Source organism: Streptomyces sp. MMCC 100 (assembly GCF_041538145.2).
Classification (GTDB): Bacteria; Actinomycetota; Actinomycetes; order Streptomycetales; family Streptomycetaceae; genus Streptomyces.
Window position 1 is genome coordinate 331,235 of the sequence record NZ_JBGORK020000001.1, and the last position, 23,167, is coordinate 354,401.

The 23,167-nt window shown below is 72.6% G+C and carries 22 protein-coding genes; 10 read left to right on the forward strand and 12 right to left on the reverse strand.

All coding sequences use genetic code 11. The annotated features are described in order from the left end of the window. The first annotated feature begins 43 nt into the window (after positions 1–43). Together ABS735_RS01680 and ABS735_RS01685 are read left to right on the forward strand one after the other, a co-directional pair. The gene (locus tag ABS735_RS01680) at positions 44–697 is read left to right on the forward strand and encodes a TetR/AcrR family transcriptional regulator (RefSeq protein WP_373902972.1); all 654 of its coding nucleotides are present in this window, start codon (positions 44–46) and stop codon (positions 695–697) included. A gap of 132 nt (positions 698–829) precedes the next feature. Continuing rightward, positions 830–2,374, forward strand: coding sequence for an MFS transporter (locus ABS735_RS01685; protein ID WP_373902791.1), 1,545 nt, complete (start codon positions 830–832; stop codon positions 2,372–2,374). A gap of 111 nt (positions 2,375–2,485) precedes the next feature. On the opposite strand, the gene ABS735_RS01690 is transcribed toward ABS735_RS01685, so the two are convergent. After that, complete coding sequence (locus ABS735_RS01690) at positions 2,486–2,977, reverse strand: MarR family winged helix-turn-helix transcriptional regulator (RefSeq protein WP_011028826.1); 492 nt, start codon at positions 2,975–2,977, stop codon at positions 2,486–2,488. Between the two features lie 161 nt (positions 2,978–3,138). Between ABS735_RS01690 and ABS735_RS01695 the strand changes: the two genes are divergently transcribed. Then, positions 3,139–3,900 carry a dioxygenase family protein gene (locus tag ABS735_RS01695; RefSeq protein ID WP_373902973.1) on the forward strand — a complete coding sequence of 254 codons (762 nt, stop codon included), beginning with the start codon at positions 3,139–3,141 and terminating at the stop codon, positions 3,898–3,900. A 38-nt stretch (positions 3,901–3,938) separates the two neighbouring features. On the opposite strand, the gene ABS735_RS01700 is transcribed toward ABS735_RS01695, so the two are convergent. Further along, entirely contained in the window at positions 3,939–4,457 is a 519-nt protein-coding gene (locus tag ABS735_RS01700; RefSeq protein ID WP_373902792.1) for a GNAT family N-acetyltransferase, read from the reverse strand. Between the two features lie 213 nt (positions 4,458–4,670). Between ABS735_RS01700 and ABS735_RS01705 the strand changes: the two genes are divergently transcribed. Together ABS735_RS01705 and ABS735_RS01710 are read left to right on the forward strand one after the other, a co-directional pair. Beyond that, complete coding sequence (locus tag ABS735_RS01705) at positions 4,671–5,669, forward strand: sigma-70 family RNA polymerase sigma factor (protein WP_373902793.1); 999 nt, start codon at positions 4,671–4,673, stop codon at positions 5,667–5,669. A gap of 457 nt (positions 5,670–6,126) precedes the next feature. Continuing rightward, positions 6,127–6,825 (forward strand): TetR/AcrR family transcriptional regulator, encoded by a 699-nt coding sequence (locus ABS735_RS01710; protein ID WP_373902794.1) that lies wholly within the window; start codon positions 6,127–6,129, stop codon positions 6,823–6,825. 67 nt (positions 6,826–6,892) lie between these two features. On the opposite strand, the gene ABS735_RS01715 is transcribed toward ABS735_RS01710, so the two are convergent. Then, positions 6,893–7,864: a helix-turn-helix transcriptional regulator gene (locus ABS735_RS01715; protein WP_373902795.1), complete on the reverse strand. Its 972-nt coding sequence runs from the start codon at positions 7,862–7,864 to the stop codon at positions 6,893–6,895. Positions 7,865–7,926: 62 nt separating this feature from the next. Between ABS735_RS01715 and ABS735_RS01720 the strand changes: the two genes are divergently transcribed. The 4 genes from ABS735_RS01720 (at position 7,927) to ABS735_RS01735 (ending at position 13,766) form a co-directional block, all read left to right on the forward strand. Further along, complete coding sequence (locus ABS735_RS01720) at positions 7,927–9,507, forward strand: MFS transporter (RefSeq protein WP_373902796.1); 1,581 nt, start codon at positions 7,927–7,929, stop codon at positions 9,505–9,507. A gap of 362 nt (positions 9,508–9,869) precedes the next feature. Next, complete coding sequence (locus ABS735_RS01725; RefSeq protein ID WP_373902797.1) at positions 9,870–10,631, forward strand: DeoR/GlpR family DNA-binding transcription regulator; 762 nt, start codon at positions 9,870–9,872, stop codon at positions 10,629–10,631. Then, a complete protein-coding gene (pfkB, locus tag ABS735_RS01730) occupies positions 10,628–11,575 on the forward strand; it encodes a 1-phosphofructokinase (RefSeq protein ID WP_373902798.1) in 948 nt (315 codons plus the stop codon). Before ABS735_RS01725 ends, pfkB begins: the two co-directional genes overlap by 4 nt. A 127-nt stretch (positions 11,576–11,702) precedes the next feature. Beyond that, positions 11,703–13,766, forward strand: a complete 2,064-nt coding sequence (locus ABS735_RS01735) for a PTS fructose transporter subunit IIABC (RefSeq protein ID WP_373902799.1) — start codon at positions 11,703–11,705, stop codon at positions 13,764–13,766. 24 nt (positions 13,767–13,790) lie between these two features. On the opposite strand, the gene ABS735_RS01740 is transcribed toward ABS735_RS01735, so the two are convergent. The 4 genes from ABS735_RS01740 to ABS735_RS01755 all read right to left on the reverse strand — a co-directional run bounded on the left by ABS735_RS01740 (position 13,791) and on the right by ABS735_RS01755 (position 18,633). Further along, positions 13,791–14,546, reverse strand: a complete 756-nt coding sequence (locus ABS735_RS01740; protein ID WP_373902800.1) for a DUF6227 family protein — start codon at positions 14,544–14,546, stop codon at positions 13,791–13,793. 168 nt (positions 14,547–14,714) lie between these two features. Beyond that, positions 14,715–15,938 carry a L,D-transpeptidase gene (locus tag ABS735_RS01745; RefSeq protein ID WP_373902801.1) on the reverse strand — a complete coding sequence of 408 codons (1,224 nt, stop codon included), beginning with the start codon at positions 15,936–15,938 and terminating at the stop codon, positions 14,715–14,717. A gap of 182 nt (positions 15,939–16,120) precedes the next feature. Beyond that, on the reverse strand, positions 16,121–17,164 hold the full coding sequence (locus ABS735_RS01750; protein ID WP_373902802.1) for a P1 family peptidase: 1,044 nt from the start codon (positions 17,162–17,164) through the stop codon (positions 16,121–16,123). 233 nt (positions 17,165–17,397) lie between these two features. Next, positions 17,398–18,633, reverse strand: coding sequence for a low temperature requirement protein A (locus tag ABS735_RS01755; protein WP_373902974.1), 1,236 nt, complete (start codon positions 18,631–18,633; stop codon positions 17,398–17,400). 134 nt (positions 18,634–18,767) lie between these two features. On the opposite strand from ABS735_RS01755, the gene ABS735_RS01760 reads away from it, so the two are divergent. After that, positions 18,768–18,944, forward strand: coding sequence for a hypothetical protein (locus ABS735_RS01760; RefSeq protein WP_373902803.1), 177 nt, complete (start codon positions 18,768–18,770; stop codon positions 18,942–18,944). Between the two features lie 67 nt (positions 18,945–19,011). Here the strand turns inward: ABS735_RS01760 and mscL are convergent, their stop codons facing one another. The 5 genes from mscL to ABS735_RS01785 form a co-directional block, all read right to left on the reverse strand. Then, entirely contained in the window at positions 19,012–19,482 is a 471-nt protein-coding gene (mscL, locus tag ABS735_RS01765) for a large conductance mechanosensitive channel protein MscL (RefSeq protein WP_373902804.1), read from the reverse strand. Positions 19,483–19,593: 111 nt separating this feature from the next. Continuing rightward, positions 19,594–20,166 carry a CpaB family protein gene (locus ABS735_RS01770; RefSeq protein WP_373902805.1) on the reverse strand — a complete coding sequence of 191 codons (573 nt, stop codon included), beginning with the start codon at positions 20,164–20,166 and terminating at the stop codon, positions 19,594–19,596. Between the two features lie 156 nt (positions 20,167–20,322). Continuing rightward, entirely contained in the window at positions 20,323–21,195 is an 873-nt protein-coding gene (locus tag ABS735_RS01775) for an S-methyl-5'-thioadenosine phosphorylase (protein ID WP_373902806.1), read from the reverse strand. A gap of 101 nt (positions 21,196–21,296) precedes the next feature. After that, complete coding sequence (locus tag ABS735_RS01780; protein ID WP_373902807.1) at positions 21,297–21,626, reverse strand: FmdB family zinc ribbon protein; 330 nt, start codon at positions 21,624–21,626, stop codon at positions 21,297–21,299. A gap of 67 nt (positions 21,627–21,693) precedes the next feature. Further along, a complete protein-coding gene (locus tag ABS735_RS01785) occupies positions 21,694–22,959 on the reverse strand; it encodes an MFS transporter (RefSeq protein WP_373902808.1) in 1,266 nt (421 codons plus the stop codon). Positions 22,960–23,167: the final 208 nt, after the last annotated feature.

Genomic DNA, 23,167 nt, shown 5'->3' on the forward strand with positions numbered 1-23,167 from the left:
CACATCCGTGACAGACACCCTCACAGAGACCGAGGAGTACGCCGTGCAGACCGCGATCCCTGATCAGCGCAAGGCGGCCCGGCCCCGCGCCGATGCTCTGCGCAATCGGGAGCGGATCGTCGCCGCCGCCCGGGAGATGTTCGTCGAGCACGGGCCGGACGTGCCGCTCGACGACGTCGCCCGCCGGGCCGGCGTCGGCAACGCCACGGTGTACCGCAACTTCCCCGACCGCGACGCCCTCGTCCGCGAGGTCGTCTGCTCGGTCATGGACCGTACGGCACGGGCGGCCGAGCTGGCCCTCGACGAGACCGGGGACGCGTTCGAGGCGCTGGAGCGCTTCGTGCACGCCTCCGCCGACGAGCGGATCAGCGCGCTGTGTCCCATGGTGTCCAGCACGTTCGACAAGCACCACCCCGACCTGGAGGCGGCGCGCGAACGGGTCGAACGACTCGTCGCCGAGGTCATGGACCGGGCGAAGGCGGCCGGTCAGCTCCGTAGTGACGTGGGTGTGGGCGATGTGATGATCGCCGCCGCCCAGCTCAGCCGGCCCCCGGCCGGTACGGGGTGCATGAGCGCCGACCGGTTCGTCCATCGCCATCTTCAGCTGTTCCTGGACGGGCTGCGGGTTCCCGCCCGCTCCGCCCTGCCGGGTGCGGCCGTGACTCTGGAGGACCTGCGCCGGCCCTGCGACCAGTAGTCCCGCCAGTCCCGCCAGTTCCGCCACCGACGCCGAGCTGTCAGCGCTCCCGCTGACAGCGGGCCGTCGGCGCGGGTTCAGTCGTCCCTTTTCTCGTCTTTTTCCGTCACGAAGTCCGAAGTGGGTATCCCCATGTCTCAAACAGCCGTCAAGGCCTCCGGCGTCTCCGACGCCCCGGACGCCGGCCGCTGGAAAGCGCTGGTCTTCATCGCGCTCGCCCAGCTGATGGTGGTCCTCGACGCCACCATCGTGAACATCGCCCTGCCCTCCGCACAGCAGGACCTCGGCATCTCCGACGGCAACCGGCAGTGGGTCGTCACGGCCTATGCCCTCGCCTTCGGCGGTCTGCTGCTGTTCGGCGGCCGGATAGCCGACCTGTGGGGCCGCAAGCGCACCTTCGTCCTCGGGCTGGCGGGCTTCGCCGTCGCCTCCGCGCTGGGCGGCGCGGCCACCAACGAGGCGATGATGTTCGGCTCCCGCGCCCTCCAGGGCGTTTTCGGTGCCCTGCTCGCGCCCGCCGCGCTCTCCCTGCTCGCCGTGATGTTCACGGACGCCAAGGAGCGCGCCAAGGCCTTCGGCATCTACGGTGCGATCGCCGGTGGCGGTGGTGCCGTGGGTCTGATCCTCGGCGGCTTCCTCACCGAGTACCTGAACTGGCGCTGGACGTTCTTCGTCAACATCCCGTTCGCGATCGTGGCCGCGGCCGGCGCGTACTTCGTCATCCGTGAGCCGAAGGGCGGCCGCAACCGCTCGCCGCTCGACATCCCCGGCGTGATCCTGTCCACCCTCGGTCTGGTCGCGCTCGTCTACGGCTTCACCCGCGCCGAGTCCAACGGCTGGAGCGACGCCGTGACGGTCGGCATGTTCGTCGGTTCGGCCGTGCTGCTGCTGGCCTTCGTCATCGTCGAGTCCCGGGTCAAGGCCCCGCTGCTGCCGCTGCGCGTGATCACCGAGCGCAACCGGGGCGGGATCTACCTCTCGCTGGGCCTGGCCATCATCGCGATGTTCGGCCTGTTCCTCTTCCTGACCTACTACCTGCAGATCGTGAAGGGCTACACGCCGGTGAAGACCGGCTTCGCCTTCCTCCCGATGATCGCGGGCATGATCACGGGCTCCACCCAGATCGGCACCCGGCTGATGACCCGGGTCCCGCCCCGGCTGCTGATGGGCCCCGGCTTCCTGGTCGCCGCGGTCGGCATGCTGTTCCTCACCCAGCTGGAGGTCGACACCTCCTACGCCGGTGTGCTGCTGCCCGGCATGCTCCTGCTCGGCCTCGGCATGGGTACGGCGTTCATGCCGGCGATGTCCATGGCCACCATGGGCGTGGAGCCGCGGGACGCCGGTGTCGCCTCCGCGATGGTCAACACCTCGCAGCAGGTGGGCGGCGCGATCGGTACGGCGCTGCTGAACACCATCGCCGCCTCGGCCACCACGTCGTACATCGCCGACCACATCGGGGGCGCGTCCTCCCGGTCCCAGCAGCAGCTGGTCCAGCTGCAGGGGCAGGTGCAGGGCTACACGAGCGCGATCTGGTTCGCCGTCGGCATCCTGGTCGTGGCGGCCGCGATCGCCCTGACCCTCGTCAACGCCGGGCGGCCGGGCGGCCCCGCCGTCACCGGTTCCGGTACGGGCGACGCGGTCGAGGACGAGCTGCCGGTGCCGGTCGTCGCCCACTGACGACGCCGGACCCGTTACCCGCTCGGGCTCCTGTTCCACCCGTGCGTACGGGGAGGGGACGCCCCGTCCGCACGGTTCCCCCGGACCTGCCCTGACTGCCCGGCCGCGCGCTCAGCGCAGCCAGGGCAGGTCCGCACCCGCTTCGCTCGGCTGAAGTCCCTCGGCGACGATCCGCATGATCTCGCCGAGGGACTTCTGCTGCTCGGGGGTGAGCCGGTCGAAGACCGCCTGGCGTACGGCGTCCACGTGGCCCGGTGCGGTCCGGCGCAGCACCTCGTACCCCTCGTCCGTGAGGATGGCGAACTGGCCGCGCTTGTCGGAGGGGCAGTCCTCGCGGCGGACCCAGCCGTTCTTCTCCAGGCGGGCGACCGCGTGCGAGAGCCGGGAGCGGGTGATCTTCGCGTACTTGGCCAGCTCCGTCATCCGCAGCCGCCGGCGCGGTGACTCCGCCAGCTTGACCAGCAGGCCGTAGTAGACGTGCGGCATGCCCGCGTCGCGCTGGAGCTGCCGGTCGAGGTGGTCCTCCAGGAGGGTGGCGGCCTCGATGTAGGAGCGCCAGACGAGCTGCTCCTCGGCGGTGAGCCATCGGGGTTCGTCGTTCATGTGTCCCACTGTACGAGACGACTCTTTGAATGTTAAACAAACTCGGCGTAGATTGATGGCAGGTAAAGATTGAGAGTTCAAATATCGGAGCAGCAGTCATGACCGTCGCCGCCGTCGCCGCCGTCGCCGCCGTCGCCCAGGAACGCATGCCCGTGGAGCGCATGCCCGCCCTCTACCTCAGTCATGGCGCCCCGCCGCTGGCCGACGACCCCGTCTGGCCCGGCGAACTCGCCGCCTGGTCCGCCGCACTGCCCCGCCCCAAGGCGATCCTCGTCGTCTCCGCCCACTGGGAGGAGGCTCCGCTCGCCCTCGGCGCCACCCGGACCGTCCCCCTCGTCCACGACTTCTGGGGCTTCCCGGAGCACTACTACCAGGTGCGCTACGAGGCTCCCGGTGCGCCCGCGCTCGCCGAGTCCGTACGGGGGCTGCTGCGCGCCCCCGGCACGCCCGTGCAGGACGTCCCCGACCGCGGCCTCGACCACGGCGCCTACGTGCCGCTGGTCGAGATGTACCCCGGCGCCGACATTCCGGTCCTCCAGGTCTCCATGCCGACCCTCGACCCGGCGCGGCTCATGGACATCGGCCGCAGGCTCGCGCCGCTGCGCGACGAGGGCGTGCTGATCATCGGCTCCGGCTTCTTCACCCACAACCTGGCCGCGCTCCGTCAGGGCGGCATCCCCTCCTGGTCCGCGGAGTTCGACGACTGGGGGCGGCGCGCGCTGGAGGGCGGAGACGTGGACGGGCTGCTCGACTTCGCCCACAAGTCCCCGGCGGGGCGGCTCGCCCATCCGCGCACCGAGCACTTCGCGCCCCTGTTCGTGACCATGGGCGCGGCGGACGCGGCCGGTGAGCTGGACCTGCGGCGGTCGGTGATCGACGGATTCTGGATGGGGCTGGCCAAGCGCTCGGTGCAGTTCGGCTGACCGGCGGCGAGGGGGCGGCCCCGCTGCCGGCCGTGGGGCTACAGGGGCTTCTCGTACCAGGCCACGTCCCAGTACCGCCCGAATTTGCGGCCCACCTCCCGGTACGTGCCGACGGGCCGGAAGCCGAAGCGTGCGTGCAGCCGGCCGGACGCCTCGTTGGGCTGGGCGATGCCCGCGTAGGCGCGGTGCAGGTCCTCGCCGGCCAGGGCGTCGAAGAGGGACGTGTAGAGGAGCGAGCCGATGCCGCGGCCGCCGGCCCCCGGGGCGACGTAGACGGTGGTCTCCACCGAGGTCCCGTAGGCGGGCTTCGCGCGGAAGGGGCTGGATGTGGCGTACCCCAGAATCTCCTGTGAGTCCGCGTGCGTGGCAACCCTCAGGCGGTACGGGCCGTCTTCAGGGTGGGAGAGCAGCCAAGGGCGGCGCTCTTCCGGGGTGAAGGGCTCGGTGTCGAACGTGACGGGCGTCTCACGCACGTAGTGGTTGTACAGGTCGGTGAGGGCCTTGAGATCGTCCTCGACTCCCGGCCTGACCTGGACCTCCGCAGTTCCCGACGGCATCGCCCCTCCTCGTGTGGCGGCACAGGGTACTGCATGATCAGAAAAATCGAGGGGCGGGTTGGGAATTCTGTCCGGATTCCAGTCGTTGTTTCCATCGGATGCAGGGCACCCGAGGAGAGTCCCGAGAGGGACCGGAGACAACGGAGACAACCCCGCAAGGCACCCGAGCGTCCACAGGACCACCCGCTGAACCACCATCGCAAGGGAGCACGCATGGCAACCCGTGCCGTCGCCCGTCGTAAGTCCGCCACCGGCGAGACCTCCGGCTCGGCAACCAGCGTCCGCGCGAACGGCGGCGAGCTCGCCGACCGCGATCTGGTCGGCATGTACCTCGACGAGATCGCCCGGACACCGCTGCTCGACGCCGCCAAGGAGGTCGAGCTGTCCCAGACCATCGAGGCGGGTGTGTTCGCACGGCAGGTTCTCGAAGGTTACGAGGAGACCGGGGCGGACGCCACCCGTGAGGAGCTCCAGGCCCTGATCGACGAGGGCGAGCGGGCGAAGGACGTCTTCATCCGCTCCAACCTCCGCCTGGTCGTCGCGGTCGCCCGCCGCTACCCGCGCAGCGGTCTGCCGCTCCTCGACCTGATCCAGGAGGGCAACGCCGGCCTGGTCCGCGCGGTCGAGAAGTTCGACTACCGCAAGGGCTTCAAGTTCTCGACGTACGCGACCTGGTGGATCCGTCAGGCCATCACCCGCTCCATCGCCGACCAGTCGCGCACCATCCGCCTGCCCGTCCACCTGGTGGAGGAGCTGGGCCGGATACGGCGCGTGCAGCGTGAGTTCAACCGGGAGCACGGCCGCGAGCCGGAGCCCGCCGAGATCGCGGCCGAGCTGGGCTCGACGCCGGAGCGCGTCACCGACGTGCTCGACTGGGCCCGCGACCCGGTCTCGCTGAACATGTCGGTGGACGACGAGGGCGAGACCCAGTTCGGCGACCTGCTGGAGGACACCTCGGCCGTGACGCCCGAGCAGTCGGTGCTGACCCTGCTGCGCAGCGAGGAGCTCGACGACCTCATCGGCCGCCTCGACCCGCGCACGGCTTCCATCATCAAGATGCGGTACGGCATCGACGACGGCCGCGAGCGCACGCTGACCGAGGTCGGCAAGGAGCACGGGCTCACGCGCGAGCGCATCCGCCAGATCGAGAAGCACGCGCTGCTGGAGCTGAAGAAGCTGGCCCGCGACACCGGCTTCGAGGCGGCCGCGTAGCCTCGCCGGAGGCGACGGCCGGGCGTACGGCCCGGCTGCCGCGTGACGCGGGGGCGTGACGTGGCGGATGGGGCGTACGCCGGGTGCTGAACCCGGCGCAAACATGGCCGTACAACGCTGCTTCAACCCGCCGGGGCCGGGAAAGAGACGATCGAGCCCGTATATCCGGCCCGATCGTCCGGGCCTCCGACAACGGCTCGCACCGCGCCCGTCGCAGCACCACTGGACCACGTCCCGACGCACTCCCCCCGGCGCCGGGACCTCCCGAGCCGGGCTCGGCGCCCCTCCCCCCGGGCGCCGCAGCCCGGCTCTTTCCACAGCGGGAGGCCGGCCGGAAGCGGGCCGGAGCAGTGCGGCAGCGGGCGGAGCAGTGCGGGAGAGGCGGGGCACCCCGAACCTGAACCCCGGGGTGGCCCGCCGGATGGCAGATTCTGCCACAGCGGCATAGCCTGCCGAAGTGAGCAGCACCGTCCCAGCATTTCCCGACCCCGGACCGGGACCGTTCGGACCGGTCTCCCTGACCGAGCGGCGCAAGGCCGAGACCCGGATGGAGATCGCCCGGGCGGCGGCCCGCCTCTTCGTCGGCCAGGGCCTGCGGGCCACCCGGGCCGAGGACATCGCCAGGGCCGCGGGAGTCGCCCCGCGCACCTTCTACCGCTACTTCGCGGCCAAGGAGGAGGCGATCGCCCCGCTCTACGCCCTGGGCGCCGAGCGGTGGGTACGCGCGGTGCGCGAGGCCCCGGCCGAACTGTCCCCGCCCCAGGCCCTGGAACACGCCGTGCGGCACACGCTGACCCCGGGCGGGGGCGTCTCGGCGCCCTCCTGGGAGTGGGCCCGCACCCTCATCCGCCTGGCCGAGAGCAGTCCGGTGCTGCGCAAGGTGTGGGCGGAGGTCTGCCACGCCACGGAACGGGGGCTGGTGGAGGCGCTGGCCGCGCGGATGTCCGGCGGTGACGACAACGTTGCCGCACGACTGGCCGCCGCTCCCCGCCTGCACTTCGCCGCTGCCGTGGCGGGTGCGGCCGTACGCGTCGCGGCGGAGTACTGGGCGTCGTCGTCCCCCCAGGAGGCGAGCAGCCCCCTGGAGCAGGCGCTGCTGAACCTGGAGGTGCTGCGGGACTTCGCCTGGCAGGACGGCTCCGCGGAGCAGACGTGAGGGCGGGAAGGCACGGCGGCCGCCGTTCGGAACGGGGTGAGAACCGGGCGCGCGCGGCGGGAGCCGGTCAGTCGGCCCCCGCCGCCCGGCCCAGCCGCGCCCCCAGCTCCCGTACGCACTCCACCAGTTCCGCGGGCTCCCGGACCCGGAACTCCAGCCCGGTCGTCGCCAGCCGGGCCGCGATCCACTCCACCGAACCGGACACGGTCGCCCGCACCACGCACGACGCGCAGCCGTCCACCGGCTCGGGGGTTCCCATCCAGTGCGGCAACAGGGGCGCGACGGCCTCGGCCGGTGCGTGGAAGACGACCGCGATCTCGTAGGAGTCGTTCCGCCGCTGCATCGAGTGCCGCAGGTATTCGGCCGCGTCCCCCGTCGGCAGTTCCCGGGGAGCGAACCGCGCCCCCGTGGCGAAGGGCTCGCTCACCCGGTCGACCCGGAAGGTCCGCCAGTCGTCCCGGTCGAGGTCGTAGGCGACCAGGTACCAGCGCCGCCCCGTCGACACCAGCCGGTACGGCTCCGTCACGCGTCGCGTCCCGGCGCCGTCCGCCGCGCGGTAGGCGAACCGCAGCCGCTCGTGCCCGGCCACCGTCGAGGCCATCACGGTCAGCGTCTCGGGCGCGATGCTCGGCCCGTCCCCGCTGGTGAGCGGCGTGGTGGCGGACTGGAGCGTGGTGACCCGGTGCCGCAGCCGGGACGGCAGCACCTGCTCCAGCTTGGCCAGGGCCCGCACCGAGGCTTCGTCCAGGCCCTCGACCGCGTGCCCGGCGCCGGCCCGCAGCCCGACCGCGATGGCCACCGCCTCCTCGTCGTCGAGCACGAGCGGCGGCATGGCCTTGCCCGCCACCAGCCGGTAACCGCCGTCGGCGCCCATCGTCGCCTGCACCGGGTAGCCCAGCTCGCGCAGGCGGTCGATGTCCCGCCGGATCGTGCGCCGGGAGACCCCGAGGCGTTCGGCCAGCTCGCCGCCGGGCCATTCGCGGGGCGTCTGGAGGAGCGAGAGGAGCGTCAGCAGCCGGGCCGGAGTGTCCGTCGTCATGCGTTCGAGGATGCCGCAGATCTAGGACACGATCCGGCCTACTGCCCCCATAGGTTCCTCTCATGACCTCCACGCACACCCCGGACCCGGCACCCGTCCCGCCCACCGCGGCCGGCGCGCCCCTCTCGCCCGTCGCGGCCGGCGCGCCCCTCTCGCCCGCCGCGGCCGACGCGGGCGACCGACGCCGCTGGTTCGCGCTCGCGATCGTGATGACCGCGGCGTTCATGGACCTGGTAGACGTCACCATCGTCAACATCGCCATCCCCTCGATCAAGCAGGACGAGGGCGCCTCCTTCAGCCAGATCCAGTGGATCACCGCCGGGTACGCCCTGGCCTTCGCGGCCGGCCTGATCACCGGCGGCCGGCTCGGCGACATCCACGGCCGCAAGCGGGTCTTCCTCGTCGGCATCGGCGGCTTCACCCTCGCCTCGGCGCTGTGCGGCCTCGCCGCCAACCCGGAGATGCTGGTCGCCTCCCGCATCCTCCAGGGCGGCATGGCGGCGCTGATGGTGCCGCAGGTGCTGTCGATCGTGCACGCCACCTTCCCGGCGCACGAACGCGGCAAGGTCTTCGGGCTGTTCGGCGCGATCGTCGGACTCGGTGCCGTCTCGGGGCCGCTGCTGGGCGCCCTGCTCACCGAGTGGAACCTCTTCGGTCTCGAGTGGCGGCCCATCTTCCTCATCAACCTGCCGGTCGGCATCGCGGGCCTGGTCCTCGGCAGCCGCTTCATCACGGAGTCCAAGGCGCCGCGCGCCCTGCGGCTCGACCTGGTCGGGGTCGCACTGGTCACCCTCGGACTGCTGATGCTGATCTACCCGCTCACCCGGGGCGAGGAGCTGGGCTGGCCGCTGTGGGGACACCTCTCGATGGCCGGCTCGGTCGTGGTCCTCGCGGTCCTGGTCGCCTACGAGCGGCGCAAGAGCGCGCGGGACGGGTCGCCGCTGGTGGAGCTGTCGCTGTTCAAGGTCAAGAGCTTCGCGGCGGGAATCGCCGTGCAGACCGTCTTCGGGGTCGCCCTCGGCATCTTCTTCCTGGTGTGGACGCTGTACCTGCAGTACGGGCTCGGCTGGACCCCGCTGCGGGCCGGACTGACCGGCGTACCGTTCTCGATCGCCGTGTCCACCGCCGCCGGGATCTCGGTGCAGAAGCTGGTCCCGCGCTTCGGGCGCAAGGTGCTGCAGGCGGGAGCGCTGGTGATGGCGGCCGGAGTACTCCTCTACATCTGGGAGTCCGGGCGCTACGGGCTCGCCATCACGTCCTGGCAGATGGCACTGCCGCTGGCCGTGATGGGCCTCGGCATGGGCCTGATCGTGGCGCCGCTGACCGACGCGGTGCTCTCCCAGGTGCCGCGCGAGCACGCCGGGGCGGCGTCGGGGCTCATCAACACCGTGCAGCAGATGGGCAACGCGCTCGGTCTCGGGCTGGTGTCGGTGGTCTTCTTCGGCGCGATGAGCGACCACCTCACCCCCGCCCGCGTCGGCCCCGCCTACGTGGACGCCTTCCAGAACGCGCTGGGCTGGGTGGCCGCGGTGCTGGGCGTGATCTTCCTGCTGATGTTCGCGCTGCCCCGGCGGCCGGCCCAGCACGTGGAAGGGGGCCAGGCGGAGGACCGTGCGGAGGAGAAGGAGCCCGCATTGGTCTGAGGCCGAAGCCGACGAGAGGCGGACCCGGCACGGAGGTGCCGGTGCCCGCCCTGGCCGCCTTCCGGCCTGCCCTCGCTCCGCTGCCCAAGGCCCGGGTGCCGCTGTCCAAGACAGCCCCCGCCACCGCCTGACCCTCCCCGCGCCTCGGCGTGCCCGGGCCCGCGCCGGTGCGGGCGCCGGTGGGTGTTGCGGGTGTGGGTACCGCCTGACACGGAGGTGCCGGGTCCGCCTCCCGTCACACCGATGCCCGTTTGTGTCTGCTTCGGGTCTGGGTGTTTCCGCTTCCTGTTTACATTCCGGACAACCGGGCGTAGCCTCCGGGTGAAACCACAGGTTCGGGCGCGGGTCGGAGGTGAACGGTCATGTACGCACCGGAGCGGCAGCAGGAGATCCTCCGGCTCGCCCGGGACGGCGGCCGGGTGGACGTGGTCTCGCTGGCCGAGGAGTTCCAGGTGACGGCGGAGACCATCCGCCGCGACCTCAAGGCGCTCGACCGCGCGGGTCTGCTCCGGCGGGTGCACGGCGGCGCCATCCCGGCCGGGCGGCTCGACTTCGAACCGGACCTCGCCGAGCGCGAGTCCACGGCCGCCGACGAGAAGGACCGCATCGCCAAGGCGGCCCTCGCGGAACTGCCGGTCGAGGGCACGATGATCCTCGACGCCGGTTCCACGGTGGCCCGCATGGCCGCGGCGATCCCGCCGGAGGCCTCGCTGACCGTGGTCACCCACAGCCTGCCCATCGCGGCCCGCCTCGCCGACCACCCCGGCATCCAGCTCCACATCGTCGGCGGGCGCGTGCGGCACCGTACGCGCGCCGCCGTGGACGCCTGGGCGCTGCGCGCGTACGGCGAGATCCGCGCCGACGTGGCCGTGGTCGCGGCCAACGGGTTCTCCGTGGAGCACGGGCTGACCACCCCCGACCTCGCCGAGGCCGCCGTCAAGCGGGCCGCCCTGACCGCCGCCCGGCGCGTGGTGCTGCTCGCCGACTCCTCCAAGTACGCCCAGGAACAGTTCGCCCGCTTCGGCGCCCTGAGCGACGTGGACCTCCTGATCACCGACAACGGACTGACCCCCGAGGACGCGGGCGACATCGAGCGCGCCGGCACGGAAGTAGTACGCGCATGATCCTGACCGTCACCCCCAATCCGTCGCTGGACCGCACCTACGAGGTGCCCTCCCTCGACCGCGGCGAGGTCGTCCGCGCCACCGGCGAGCGCGTCGACCCCGGCGGCAAGGGTGTGAACGTCTCGCGCGCGGTGACCGCCGCCGGGCAGCGCACCGTCGCGGTGCTGCCGCTGGGCGGGGCCCCGGGCGCCCTCGTCGCCGACCTGCTCGACGCGCAGGGCATCGAGGTCGCGCCGGTGCCGATCACCGGGCCCACCCGTTCCAACATCGCGCTCGCCGAGGCCGCCGGCGTCCTGACGAAGATCAACGCCCCGGGCCCCGAACTCTCCCCGGCGGAACGGGAACTGCTCCTGGAGACCGTACGGCGGCAGTCGCCCGGCGCGGACTGGATCGCCTGCTGCGGCAGCCTGCCCCGCGGACTCGCCCCGTCCTGGTACGCCGACCTCGTCGCCCGCGCGCACGCCACAGGTGTCCGCATCGCGCTGGACACCTCCGGGCCCGCCCTGCTGCGGGCGCTGCGCGAGCGGCCCGACGTGGTCAAGCCGAACGCCGAGGAGCTGGCCGAGGCCGTCGGGCGTCCGCTGGCCACGGTCGGCGACGCCGTGAAGGCCGCCGAGGAACTGCGGGAGCTGGGTGCCGGGGCCGTGCTCGCCAGCCTTGGCGCCGACGGGCAGCTGCTCGTGGACGACGCGGGCACCTGGTTCGGCACCGCCCGCGTGGCCGCCGTACGCAGCAACGTCGGCGCCGGGGACTCCTCCCTCGCCGGCTTCCTCGTCGCCGGCGGGACGGGTCCCGGCGCCCTCGCCTCCGCCGTCGCGCACGGCGCCGCCGCCGTACAGCTGCCCGGCAGCGTGATGCCGACGCCGCACGACCTGGACCCGGCCGCCGTGACGGTCACGGCCGAGGTGCCCGTGGACCGCGTACTGGGGGAGCCGACGTCATGACCCCCCGCCCCGCCGACAGCCTTCTCCCCGGGGCCGTCCCCGGCCCCCACCGCTGTGCCCCCGTCCCCCTCCCCGCCCCCGCCCCTCACCCCACGTTCCGGGCGATACGCGAGCTAAGGAGCCCGCGATGAGCGACATGATCACCGCGGACCTGGTCGACCTCGACCTGTCCGCCGACACCAAGGAAGCGGCGGCGCGTGCCCTCGCGGAGCGGATGGTGGCCCTGGGCCGGGTGACCGACCTGGAGGGCTTCCTCGCCGACGTGGCCGCCCGTGAGGCGCAGATGCCGACCGGCCTCGACGGCGGCATCGGCATCCCGCACTGCCGCAGCGAGCACGTCACCGAGCCGACGCTCGCCTTCGGGCGCAGCACGGCCGGCGTCGACTTCGGGGCGGCGGACGGACCGGCCGACCTGATCTTCCTGATCGCCGCTCCGGCGGGCGCCGACGACGCCCACCTGACGATCCTCTCCTCGCTGGCCCGGCAGTTGATGAACGCCGAGTTCACCGACGCGCTGCGCTCGGCGGGCGACGCGGCGGCCGCCGCCGCGCTGATCCGCGGCGAGGAACCGACCGGTGCCGGTGCCGGTGCCAAGGGCGGCCAGGACTCCGGGGCGGCCCCGGCGGCGGCCTCCGCCGGGACCGCCCCGGGCAGTACGGGCGAGGAGGCCGACGGGCCCGAGCGCCCCTTCCGCATCGTCGCCGTCACCTCCTGCCCCACCGGCATCGCGCACACCTACATGGCGGCCGAGTCGCTGGAGAACGCGGGCCGCGAGGCGGGCGTCGAAGTCGTCGTCGAGACCCAGGGCTCCGCCGGGTTCACCCGGCTCGACCCGGCGGTGATCGCGGCGGCGGACGGCGTGATCTTCGCCCACGACGTGCCCGTGCGCGACAAGGAACGCTTCGCCGGGAAGGCCACCGTCGACACCGGCGTCAAGGCCGCCATCAACCGGCCGGGCGAGCTGATCGGCGAGGTCCGCGACAAGGCGGCCCGCGGCGAGGCCACCTCCGCGTCCCCGGGCGCGACGCCCGTCGAGCGCGGCGGCGAGTCCGGCGAGGGCTACGGCACCAAGCTCCGCACGTGGCTGATGTCCGGCGTCAGTTACATGGTCCCGTTCGTCGCCGCGGGCGGTCTGCTGATCGCCCTGGGCTTCGCCATCGGCGGCTACGAGATCAACAAGGCGCCCTCCGTGATGGACCACTTCGTGTGGACCCAGGCGGACAGCTGGGCGGCGCTGCTGTTCCAGATCGGCGGCGTCTCCTTCGCCTTCCTCGTCCCGGTGCTGGCCGGCTACATCGCCTACGGCATGGCCGACCGGCCGGGTCTGGTCCCCGGCTTCGTCGGCGGCTCGATCGCGCTCACCATCAACGCCGGCTTCCTCGGCGGCCTGGCGGCCGGTCTGATCTCCGGCGCCGTGGTGCTGGCGATCCAGCGGATCCGCATACCGAAGGCGCTGCGCGGCATCATGCCGGTGGTGGTGATCCCGCTCATCTCGGCAGCGGTCGTCGGGTTCCTGATGTTCGTGGTGATCGGCAAGCCCATCGCGTCCGCGCAGAAGGCGATGACCGACTGGCTGAGCGGGCTGTCCGGCGCCAACGCCGTCCTGCTCGGCGCGCTGCTCGGCCTGATGATGTGCTTCGACCTCGGCGGCCCGGTCAACAAGGTCGCCTACGCCTTCGCCACCTCCGGCATCGCGGTCAGCGACCCCAGCGACTCGGCGATGAAGATCATGGCGGCGGTCATGGCGGCCGGCATGGTCCCGCCGCTGGCGATGGCCCTGGCCACGACCGTGCGCGGCCGGCTCTTCAACGCCGCCGAGCGTGAGAACGGCAAGGCCGCCTGGGTGCTGGGCGCCTCCTTCATCTCCGAGGGCGCGATCCCGTTCGCCGCGGCCGACCCGCTGCGGGTCATCCCCGCGTCGATGGCGGGCGGCGCGCTCACCGGCGCCCTGTCGATGGCCTTCGGTGCGACGCTGCGCGCCCCGCACGGCGGCATCTTCGTGGTGCCGCTGATCGGCAACCCGCTGCTCTACCTGGTCGCCATCGCGGCCGGTGTCTGTGTCACCACGGCCCTGGTGATCGTCCTCAAGGGGCTGCGCAAGCCGGTGCCGGGAGCGGCGGCCCAGGGACCCGGCGGGGGTGCCGGCCCGTCGGCCCCGGCGCCGGGAGCCAAGCAGCCGGTGGCCGCGTAAGGGGCCGTGCGGGAGCGGGGCGCGCTACGGGGACACCTGTGCCGCGCGCCGCTCCATCGCCCGGCGGGCCGTGTCCTCGCTGGCGTACACCTCGCACATGTGCCGCCCGTCCGGCGTGGCCGTGTGCTCGACCTCCCACAGGGAGACCTCCACGCCGTCGCGCAGCAGGAACGCGTGCTCGTAGAGCGAGAAGCCGATCCGGGCGCGGCCCGCGCGGCCGGGACCGCCGAAGGCCTGGGTGATCTGGTGCCCGCACGCCGTCGCCAGCCGGTCGGCCAGATCGGCGTCGGGACGGTCCGCGTTCTCCGCGCGGCGCAGCAGCCGGCGGGCGTGGTCCGCGGAGGCGTCGGGGACGTAGGCGTGGCACGGGGTGGGGACGGGCGACAGCTGCACCTGCACCTGCACCGGCAGTTCGAAATCGGGGGTGTCGGGCGGCAGCGCCAGCCGGGAGCCCGCGGCGCGCAGCTCCTCCTCGTCGACGTAGACCTCGTGCTGCGGCTCGCCGCCCGGAGCGGTGTTGTGGACCAGCTCCCAGAGCGTGAGCGCCGAGCCGTCGGCGAGCAGCCAGGTGTGGCGGTACGTCTCGCGGTGCAGCCCCGCGCTGTGGTGTGCGGAGTGCAGTGAACCGTCGTGCGCCAGGGCGCAGTCCAGCCGCCGCAGGGTCTCGTCGGGCAGCTCGAACGAGTTCAGGGCGCGTCCGAGCAGCCGCATGAGGTGCTCCTCCGGAGACTCGGGCGACTCGGGTGGTTCGTACGCTGCCGTCTCGTACGGAACGCTCAAGGTTTCTCCCGGCGTTGCTGCATGTCACCTTGTGGGTGCATACCGTAGCCCCTCGGTCGGACATCATGTCCGGGAACCGAGAAAACGTACGCACGAAAAACGCGGGGGCCGCGCGAAAAGTTTCCGCGCGGCCCGACGAACCGTCAAAATTCGCTGGTCAGCAGCCGGTCAGGCCGCGCTTTGGGCGGTCCACTCGCTCCACGGCATGTTCCAGCCGTTGAGCCCGTTGTCCGGCGCGATCGTGTCGTCGGGGGAGTTCTTGACGATCACGACGTCCCCGATGAGTGAATTGTCGTAGAACCACTTGCCCGGGGTGTCGCCCTGCGCGCCCTGGGCGTCCGCCAGCCCGACGCAGCCGTGGCTGGTGCCCTGGGCGCCGAAGGGCGGATTGCCGCGGCTGTACCAGTAGTTGCCGTGGATGAAGGTGCCGGACTGGCTCAGCCGCATCGCGTGCGGCACGTCCGGGATGTCGTACTCGCCGCCGAACCCGACGGTCCCCCCGTCCATGCGCGTCTGCTCGGACTTCTCCGAGATCACCATCTGCCCGTTGTACGTCGGGTTGTCGGGGCTGCCCGCCGAGATCGGGACCGACTTGAGCGTCTTGCCGTCGCGCACCACCGTCATGGTCTGCGTGTTCGCGTCCACCGTGGAGACCTGCGCGCGGCCCACGGTGAAGGTGACGGTCTTCTTCTGCACGCCGTAGAGGCCGTTCGCGCCCTCCACCCCGTCCAGGTCGATCTTCATCGTGACCTTGGAACCGGCCTTCCAGTACTCCTGGGGCCGGAAGTCGAGCCGCTGCGCGCCGAACCAGTGCCCGGCCACCTCCTGACCGCTGCTGGAGGAGACCGTGATGTGCGACTGCACGCTCTTCCTGTCGGTGATCGCCTTGTCGAACGTGAACGACACCGGCATCCCCACCCCGACCGTGCTGCCGCCGTCCGGGGTGTACGTGCCGACGAAGCTGTTGTCCGGGGAGACGGTGGTGAAGACCGAGTCGGCGGCGGCCGTGCGGCCGTCGGCGTCCTTCGCCCGCGCCGTGATCCGGTACTTCGTGCCCCGCTCCAGCTGCTCCTTCGGCTTCCAGCTGCCGCCGTCGCCGGACACCGCGCCCGGTACGGCGGCACCGCTCTCCGCCACGGTCATCCGCACGTCGGTGAGCTTGCCGTCGCTGACCTTCACGCCGGTCGAGTTGATCGAGGCGCCGGTCGACCCGTCCTTGGCCGAGATCACGAGCTTCGCGACCGAGGTGTCGGCGGAGCCGGCGCCGCCCTTGCCGTCCTTCTTGTCGTCGGCACTGGCGCTTCCGCCGCAGGCGGTGAGGGTGAGGGCGCCGACCACCAGGGCGGCACAGGCCCCCAGTACGCGCCGCGTGGCTATGTCCGGCGTTGTCACGGGCTGCTCCAGGTTCGGGTGTTGTGCGGTGTTCGCTTCAGCCGTGTAGAGGGGCCCGGCGGCCCGTGGGGTTCCCACCGGCCGCAGGGAACGCCGACACGTGACAAAACCCGGACAATCGCAACGCGGACGAGGCAACTGCCCCTGGACGCCCCTCCGTACGGCGCCGCGTACGCCGCTCCTCACACCTCTCGTCGCACCTCGCCGTACAGCTCTCCGTACGACGGCCACGCGCCGCCCGGACCGTCCACCGGCCCGGCGGCCCGGACCGCGCGCACGATCGCGCGCGTCACCATGTCCGCGCCCGCCGCCAGCACCTCGTTCAGCGCGAGCGGCTGCCCCGCGTCGAGCGGACGCTCCCCGGTCGCCAGGGCGAAGACCGTGTCACCGTCGCTGAGCAGATGTACGGGCCGCACGGCACGCGCGATGCCGTCGTGCGCGGTCCCGGCCAGCTTCTGCGCCTGCGCCTTGGACAGGTCGGCGTCGGTGGCGACCACGGCGAGCGTGGTGTTCAGCGGGGGCGGCGCGTTCCTCGCCGCGACCTCGGCCAGCCGCCGCCCCGCGCTCTCGTGGACGTCCGGCGCCGGGTACTCCACCCGCCCGCCCCGGAACAACTCCCCGTACAGCACCCCCGTTTCCGGATCCCTCACCGACCCCGCCGCGTTGGCCACCACCAGCGCCGCCACCGTGATCCCCGAGTCCAGCACGGTGCTCGCGGTGCCCACCCCGCCCTTCAAGGTGCCGACCACGGCACCCGTGCCCGCCCCGACACACCCCTCGGCCACCTGTGCGCCCGGCGTGCTCGCGTACGCCGCCTCCGCCGCCGCGTATCCGGTGGCCGCATCCGGCCTGGCCCGGAAGTCGCCCCCGCGCCCCAGGTCGAAGACGCAGGCCGCGGGCACCACCGGCACCACGTGCGCCGGGTCCGGACCGACCCGCACCCCGCGTCCCCGCTCCTCCAGCCAGGCCATCACCCCCGAGGCCGCGTCCAGCCCGTAGGCGCTGCCGCCGGTCAGTACCACCGCCTGCACCCTCTGCACCAGGTTGCGCGGATCGAGGGCGTCGGTTTCCTTGGTGCCGGGGCCGCCGCCGCGCACATCCACACCGGCGACCGCCCCGTCCTCCGGCGCGAGCACCACCGTCGTCCCCGTGAGCCACCCGTCCCCGGTACGCGTCGCATGCCCCACCAGCAGACCGGCGACGTCTGTCAATGCGTCAACTGTCATACGGCCAGTCTCGTCCAGCCGCCGACGGCGGCACGGGAACCGAGGGAGGCACGGGAACCGGCGGCGACCTTCGGCGAGGCGGTCGCGGCCTACGGCGAGATGGCCGCGGCCTACGGCGAGGCGGTCGCGACCGGCGGCGCGGCAGGGATCGGCGCCGCGGCAGGGATCGGCGCCGCGGCAGGGATCGGCGGCGGGGGCAGGGATCGGCGACGCGGCGGGCGCCGAGCCGTGGCTCAGGCGGCCGGTGCCGCTGTCCTCCGCCGCTCCCGTTCGGTCCGCCGCGCGGTCAGCGTCACCCCGGCCGCGACGGCCAGCGTCAGCACGACTCCCGCCACGAGCACGGCCTCGCCGCCCAGGAAGGTGCAGGCGAGCACGAGCAGCGCGGCCGTCGGCAGCACGAGCTGCTCGGCGATGCCCACCTTGAAGTGCCGGGCGTGCAGCGTCCACACCGTGAGCAGGAAGACCGCCGTCGGCAGGGTCACCGCGAAGGCCGCCGCGAGCGTCGAGATGTGCGCCTTGCCCACGGCCTGCTCCACCGCCACCTCCAGTCCCGCCCCGATCGCCGCCGCCGAGGCGAACACCAGGTAGTGGCCGTAACCCCACAGGAAGGACTGTCTGCTGGACCGCAGATAGCTGTGGACGGGGACCACGAAGTAGATCCACCAGGCCGCGAAGACGATCAGCAGCCCGCCCGCGGCGATCGGCAGCACCTCGCCCAGCGCGTCGTTCTCCTCGATGCCCGACTTCACCGCGACCGTGGCCGCGGCGATGGTCTCGCCGAGCACGATGATCGTGAGCAGCCCGTACCGCTCGGAGATGTGGTGCGGATGCCAGGACGACGGGTGCTTGCGCTCGGCGAACGCCGGTACGCACAGCTCCAGCACCACCATCGCCAGGAACAGCCAGCCCCGGTTGCTCTCCGGGAGGAGCAGCAGTCCCAGCCAGCCGACCTGGCAGAGCAGCACGCCGGCCGCGTATCTCCGGGCCATGGTGCTCTCCGGCGGTGCCGCGGACCGGCCCGCCCTGAGCCACTGTGCCGCCATGGCGACCCGCATGATCACGTAGCCGATGACGACGGCCACCCAGTCGTGGTCCTCGAACGCCCGGGAGACCCCGGCCGCCAGGACCAGCACACCGGCGATCTGGACCAGCGTGACGACCCGGTAGGGAACGTCGTCGTTGTCGTACGCCGAGGCGAACCAGGTGAAGTTCATCCACGCCCACCAGATGGCGAAGAAGACCATCGTGTAGTTGAGGACGCCCTGGCCGGCATGCCCCCCGGCGACGGAGTGCACCAGCTGGACGCCGGCCTGGGCGATGGCGACGACGAAGCACAGGTCGAAGAAGAGCTCCAGCGGCGTGGCGGTGCGGTGCTGCTCGTGCCGGGGGCGGGCCTTCAGCCGGCGGACGGGAGGGTGGCCGTCGGGGGGTGGCCCGGAAGGCGCGCTTGCGGAGGGCGGACTGGACATCATGGCTCCCAGCACAGCAGAGACGGTGCGGATGTGCTTGCGGACCACCCCGTCCGCCGGACGGGCCGGGCGGACGAGGACGTCCCGCCGGCCGGCCGGGACCTCGTCCACGGCGCGAGCCGTACCCTGGAACCATGAGTACCACCCCCGAACCCGAGCCCCGCGCGCCCAGGCCCGCGCTGGTCTTCGACGACCCGCTGGACCAGCAGACCTCGGACGACACCGACCGCGGCTGGGGCGAGCGGCCCGAGGGCGACAGCGCGGCCGACCTGAAGCGCTTCCTCGACGAGAAGCCGCCCCACCACATCTGAACCCCGCGGGCCTTCACCCGCCCGCCGGGCGCCCGCCTACCGGCCGCACGCGTCGCAACCGCCCGCGCTAGGAGCGGTCGTGTCCCGAACCGCGCTGGGCGATCAGCGTGTCGCGGATCTCCTTGAGCACCTCCAGCTCGGAGACCTCGATGATCTCCTCGGTGCTCTCCTTCGCCTTGCGGCGGGCCTCCTGCCGGGCCAGGTACTTCGACATGGGCAGCACCATCAGGAAGTAGACGACGGCCGCCGTGATCAGGAACGTGAGGGTGGCCCCCAGCACCGAGCCCCAGAGGATCCGCACGCCCGTCGCGCTGTCCCCGGTCCCGGTGCACGGGCCCTTCAGGCACGAGCTGTAACCGTCCAGGCTCTGCGTGCCGAACGCCCCGACCAGCGGGTTGATGACCCCCTCCACCACCGAGTTGACGATCTTGGTGAAGGCGGCGCCGATGACGACCGCCACCGCCAGGTCGATGACGTTGCCGCGCATCAGGAAGGCCTTGAAGCCCTGCAAGACGCTCGGCTCGTTCTTCTCACTCACGGTGGGAGCACTCCTCGCTTGAACAGGTGTAGGAACCAAACGTTCCGAAACCTACGACAGCGTTGGGCCGTCCTGTCCAATCCGATCCCTCGAACGAGCGACTTGACGGGCTCAGCACAGGGTCACCGCCAACCGCGCCGTGGTAGCCGCGCCGACCAACCGGTGCGCGGTGGCGCGCGGCACCGAGACCACGACCAGCGCCCCACCCGCCGCCGAACCCTCCACGGGCTCGGGCACCTTCGTCACCCGCACACCGCGCGCGAGTACGGAGGCGTCGCCCGCACCGCCGTCCCCGGTCGCGACGACGTCGACGCGGTCGCCCGGCCTGAGCAGCCGCACCGTGGCCGCGTCGGCGATACGCACCGGCGCCGCCACGAGCCGGGTGCCGTGCCGCTCGCCCACCGGCTGGGCCACCGGATGCCCGCGTGCCCGCCGCGTCTCCTGCTCCCCGGTGACCGGATGCGGGCCCGCGGCCACCAGCGCCGCGGCGGTGACGGCGAGCCCGGCGGCGAGGGCACGTCGCCGGTGACGCACGAGCCGGTGCAGCCGGTGACGCCCGCCGCGCACCCGCACCGGGGCGAAGTGCGGCACCTCGCAGGTGGGCGGCGTGTCGGTGCCGGGTGGAAGCGAAGAAGGGAACGAGGAGGGGAGGGGGGACGGAGAGGGCGGGGCGGGACGGAACACGGGTGACCACCACCTGTGACGAGGGACCGGCTTGCGCTCCCACGATGAGGCTTTTCGCCGGTTCCCGCCGACACCCGTGGACCACTGGCCGGCTGTGGACAACTTCCTCACCGGAACGGGGTGTTCCAGTACTTCGGCGCCTCGCCGCACCACCCCCTACGGCAGCGCGATCCCCGGATCCATCCCGCCCAGCGCCGCCCCGCACGGGCAGTCCCGCTCCCCGGTCGCCGGCAGCGAGGCCACCGCGTCGAACAGAACGCCCCGCAGCCGGTCCACGTTCGCCGCGAACACCCGCAGCACCTCCTCGTGCGAGACGCCCTCGCCGCTCTCCGCACCGGCGTCGAGGTCGGTCACGAGGGTCAGCGAGGTGTAGCAGAGCTCCAGTTCACGGGCGAGCGCCGCCTCCGGGTGGCCGGTCATGCCCACCACCGACCAGCCCTGCGCCCGGTGCCACAGGGACTCGGCCCGGGTCCCGAAGCGGGGCCCCTCGACGACGACCAGGGTGCCGCCGTCCACCGGTTCCCACTCCCGCCCCCGGGCCGCCTTCAGCGCGGCGGCCCGCCCGGTGGGGCAGTACGGGTCGGCCAGCGACACGTGCACCACGTTGGGCACCGTGCCGTCGGGCATCGGCAGCCCGTCGAAGTAGGTCGACGGGCGGGACTTCGTACGGTCGACGAACTGGTCCGGCACCAGCAGCGTGCCCGGCCCGTACTCGGGGCGCAGGCCGCCGACCGCGCACGGACCGAAGACCTGGCGGGCGCCCACCGAGCGCAGCGCCCACAGGTTGGCGCGGTAGTTGATCCGGTGCGGCGGCAGATGGTGGCCGCGACCGTGCCGGGGGAGGAAGGCGACCCGCCGGCCGGCGACCTCGCCGAGGAAGAGGGAGTCGCTGGGCGGCCCGTACGGGGTGTCCACGCGGACCTCGGTCACGTCGTCGAGGAACGAGTAGAACCCGGAGCCGCCGATCACGCCGATCTCGGCCTGTACGTTCGCGGCCTGCACGTTCTCGGCCTTCGCCTTGTTCGCCATGCCCGCACCCTAACCGCCTCGTACAACGCCGAGGACCCCGTCGTCGGACGACGACAGGGTCCCGTAAGAACTGGTCCTGCGCGGCGGGCGGGGCCGGGGCCCTACGCGGCGGTGGTGCCCGCGGAGGAGCTGCCCGAGCTCGACGACGAGCCGGAGCCCGAGGAGGACGAGGGCGAGGACGACGAGCCCGAGTCCGAGGACGACGAGGACGACGCCTTCGAGGACGACGACGCGGGCGAGCTGCTCGACGAGCTGCCGCGGCTGTCGTTGCGGTAGAAGCCGGAGCCCTTGAAGACGATTCCGACGGCCGAGAAGACCTTCTTCAGGCGGCCCTGGCAGTTCGGGCACTCGGTAAGGGCGTCGTCGGTGAACTTCTGCACCGCCTCGAGGCCCTCGCCGCACTCGGTGCACTGGTACTGGTACGTCGGCACTGTCTTCCTCCTGGCACTCTCACTCGATGAGTGCTAACGACGGTCCATAGTGACCTATTCCGCGGGATCAGTCCACTGCGGCGGGCGCGCGGTGACCGACACCACGTGCGACCGTACGGCCGTGGGACCGGGTCGCCAGTCGCGAGCGCAGCGTCACCAGGACCGCCAGCGCGAGGACCGTGCCGCCCATCGGCACGAGGAATCCGGCGCCGTCCCGGAACCGGTCCTCCAGCTGTCCGGCGACGGTCACGGCCGCCGCCTGGCCCAGTGCCACGGCGCCGGTCAGCCAGGTGAAGGCCTCGGTGCGGGCACCCGCCGGGACCAGGCCCTCGACCAGGGTGTAGCCGGTGACGATGGCGGGGGCGATGCACATGCCGACGAGCAGGCCGAGGCCGGCCAGCACGAGCACCGAGTGCGCGGCCCACAGGCCGGACGCGGTCAGCGCGAGAGCGGTGTAACCGACCAGGAGGCGCTGCTGCGGGGCGGCCTTCCAGGCGATGGCGCCGCAGGCCAGGCCGGAGATCATGTTGCCCGCGGCGAAGACGCCGTACAGGACGCCGTTCAGGCCGGGCTCGCCGATCGACTCCGTGAACGCGGCCAGCGACACCTGCATGCCGCCGAAGACGGAACCGATGCCCAGGAAGACGACGATCAGCACCCGCACCCCGGGGACCCGCAGCGCGGAAACGTGCTCCACGCGCGCGTGCTCGCCGTCGGTGCCGCCGACCTTCGGCTGGGTGCTCTTCTGCGCGGCGAACAGCAGACCGCCCACCAGGGTGAGCGCGGCCTCCGTGACCAGGCCGGCTGCGGGGTCGACGGCCGTGCACAGGGCGGTCGCCAGCAGGGGGCCGAGGACGAAGGTCAGCTCGTCGGTGACGGACTCGAGGGCGGCCGCCGTGCTCATCAGGGGCGAGTCCTTGAGCTTCACGGCCCAGCGGGCCCGCACCATCGGCCCGACCTGCGGCACCGAGGCACCGGTGGGCACGGCCGCCACGAACAGCGCCCACAGGGGCGCGTCCGCGAGCGCGAGGACGGTCAGGGTCAGGCCGGACGCCGTGTGCACGAGCACCCCGGGCAGCAGGACGGCGCGCTGCCCGTAGCGGTCGGCGAGCCTGCCGCTGTAGGGGGCGAACAGGGCCATGGAGACGCCGGTGACGGCCGCGGCGGCGCCGGCGACGCCGTAGGAGCCGGTGGTGTGCTGCACCAGCAGCACGATGGAGAGCGTGAGCATGGCGAACGGCTGGCGTGCCGCGAAGCCGGGGAGCAGGAACGTCCAGGCGCCGCGGGTGCGCAGCAGCTGCCCGTATCCGGGGCGGGTGACCGTGGATGCCACGGCCCGTGCCTTTCTGCCGCCTGGTAGCGCGGTCCCGCCTCGTGATGGTCGTCGTGCGGGAGCGCCGAGAGCTGTCCACTTGCGCGGACTGCGGTAGATGCCGGAGCCCGCGTGGATGAGGGGGCGATCCGGCCGCCATACGGTCGCGCCAGCTCTGCTTCAGACAGAGGTGGTTCGATCAGGTGCGGCCTTCATCGTACAGGGGGCG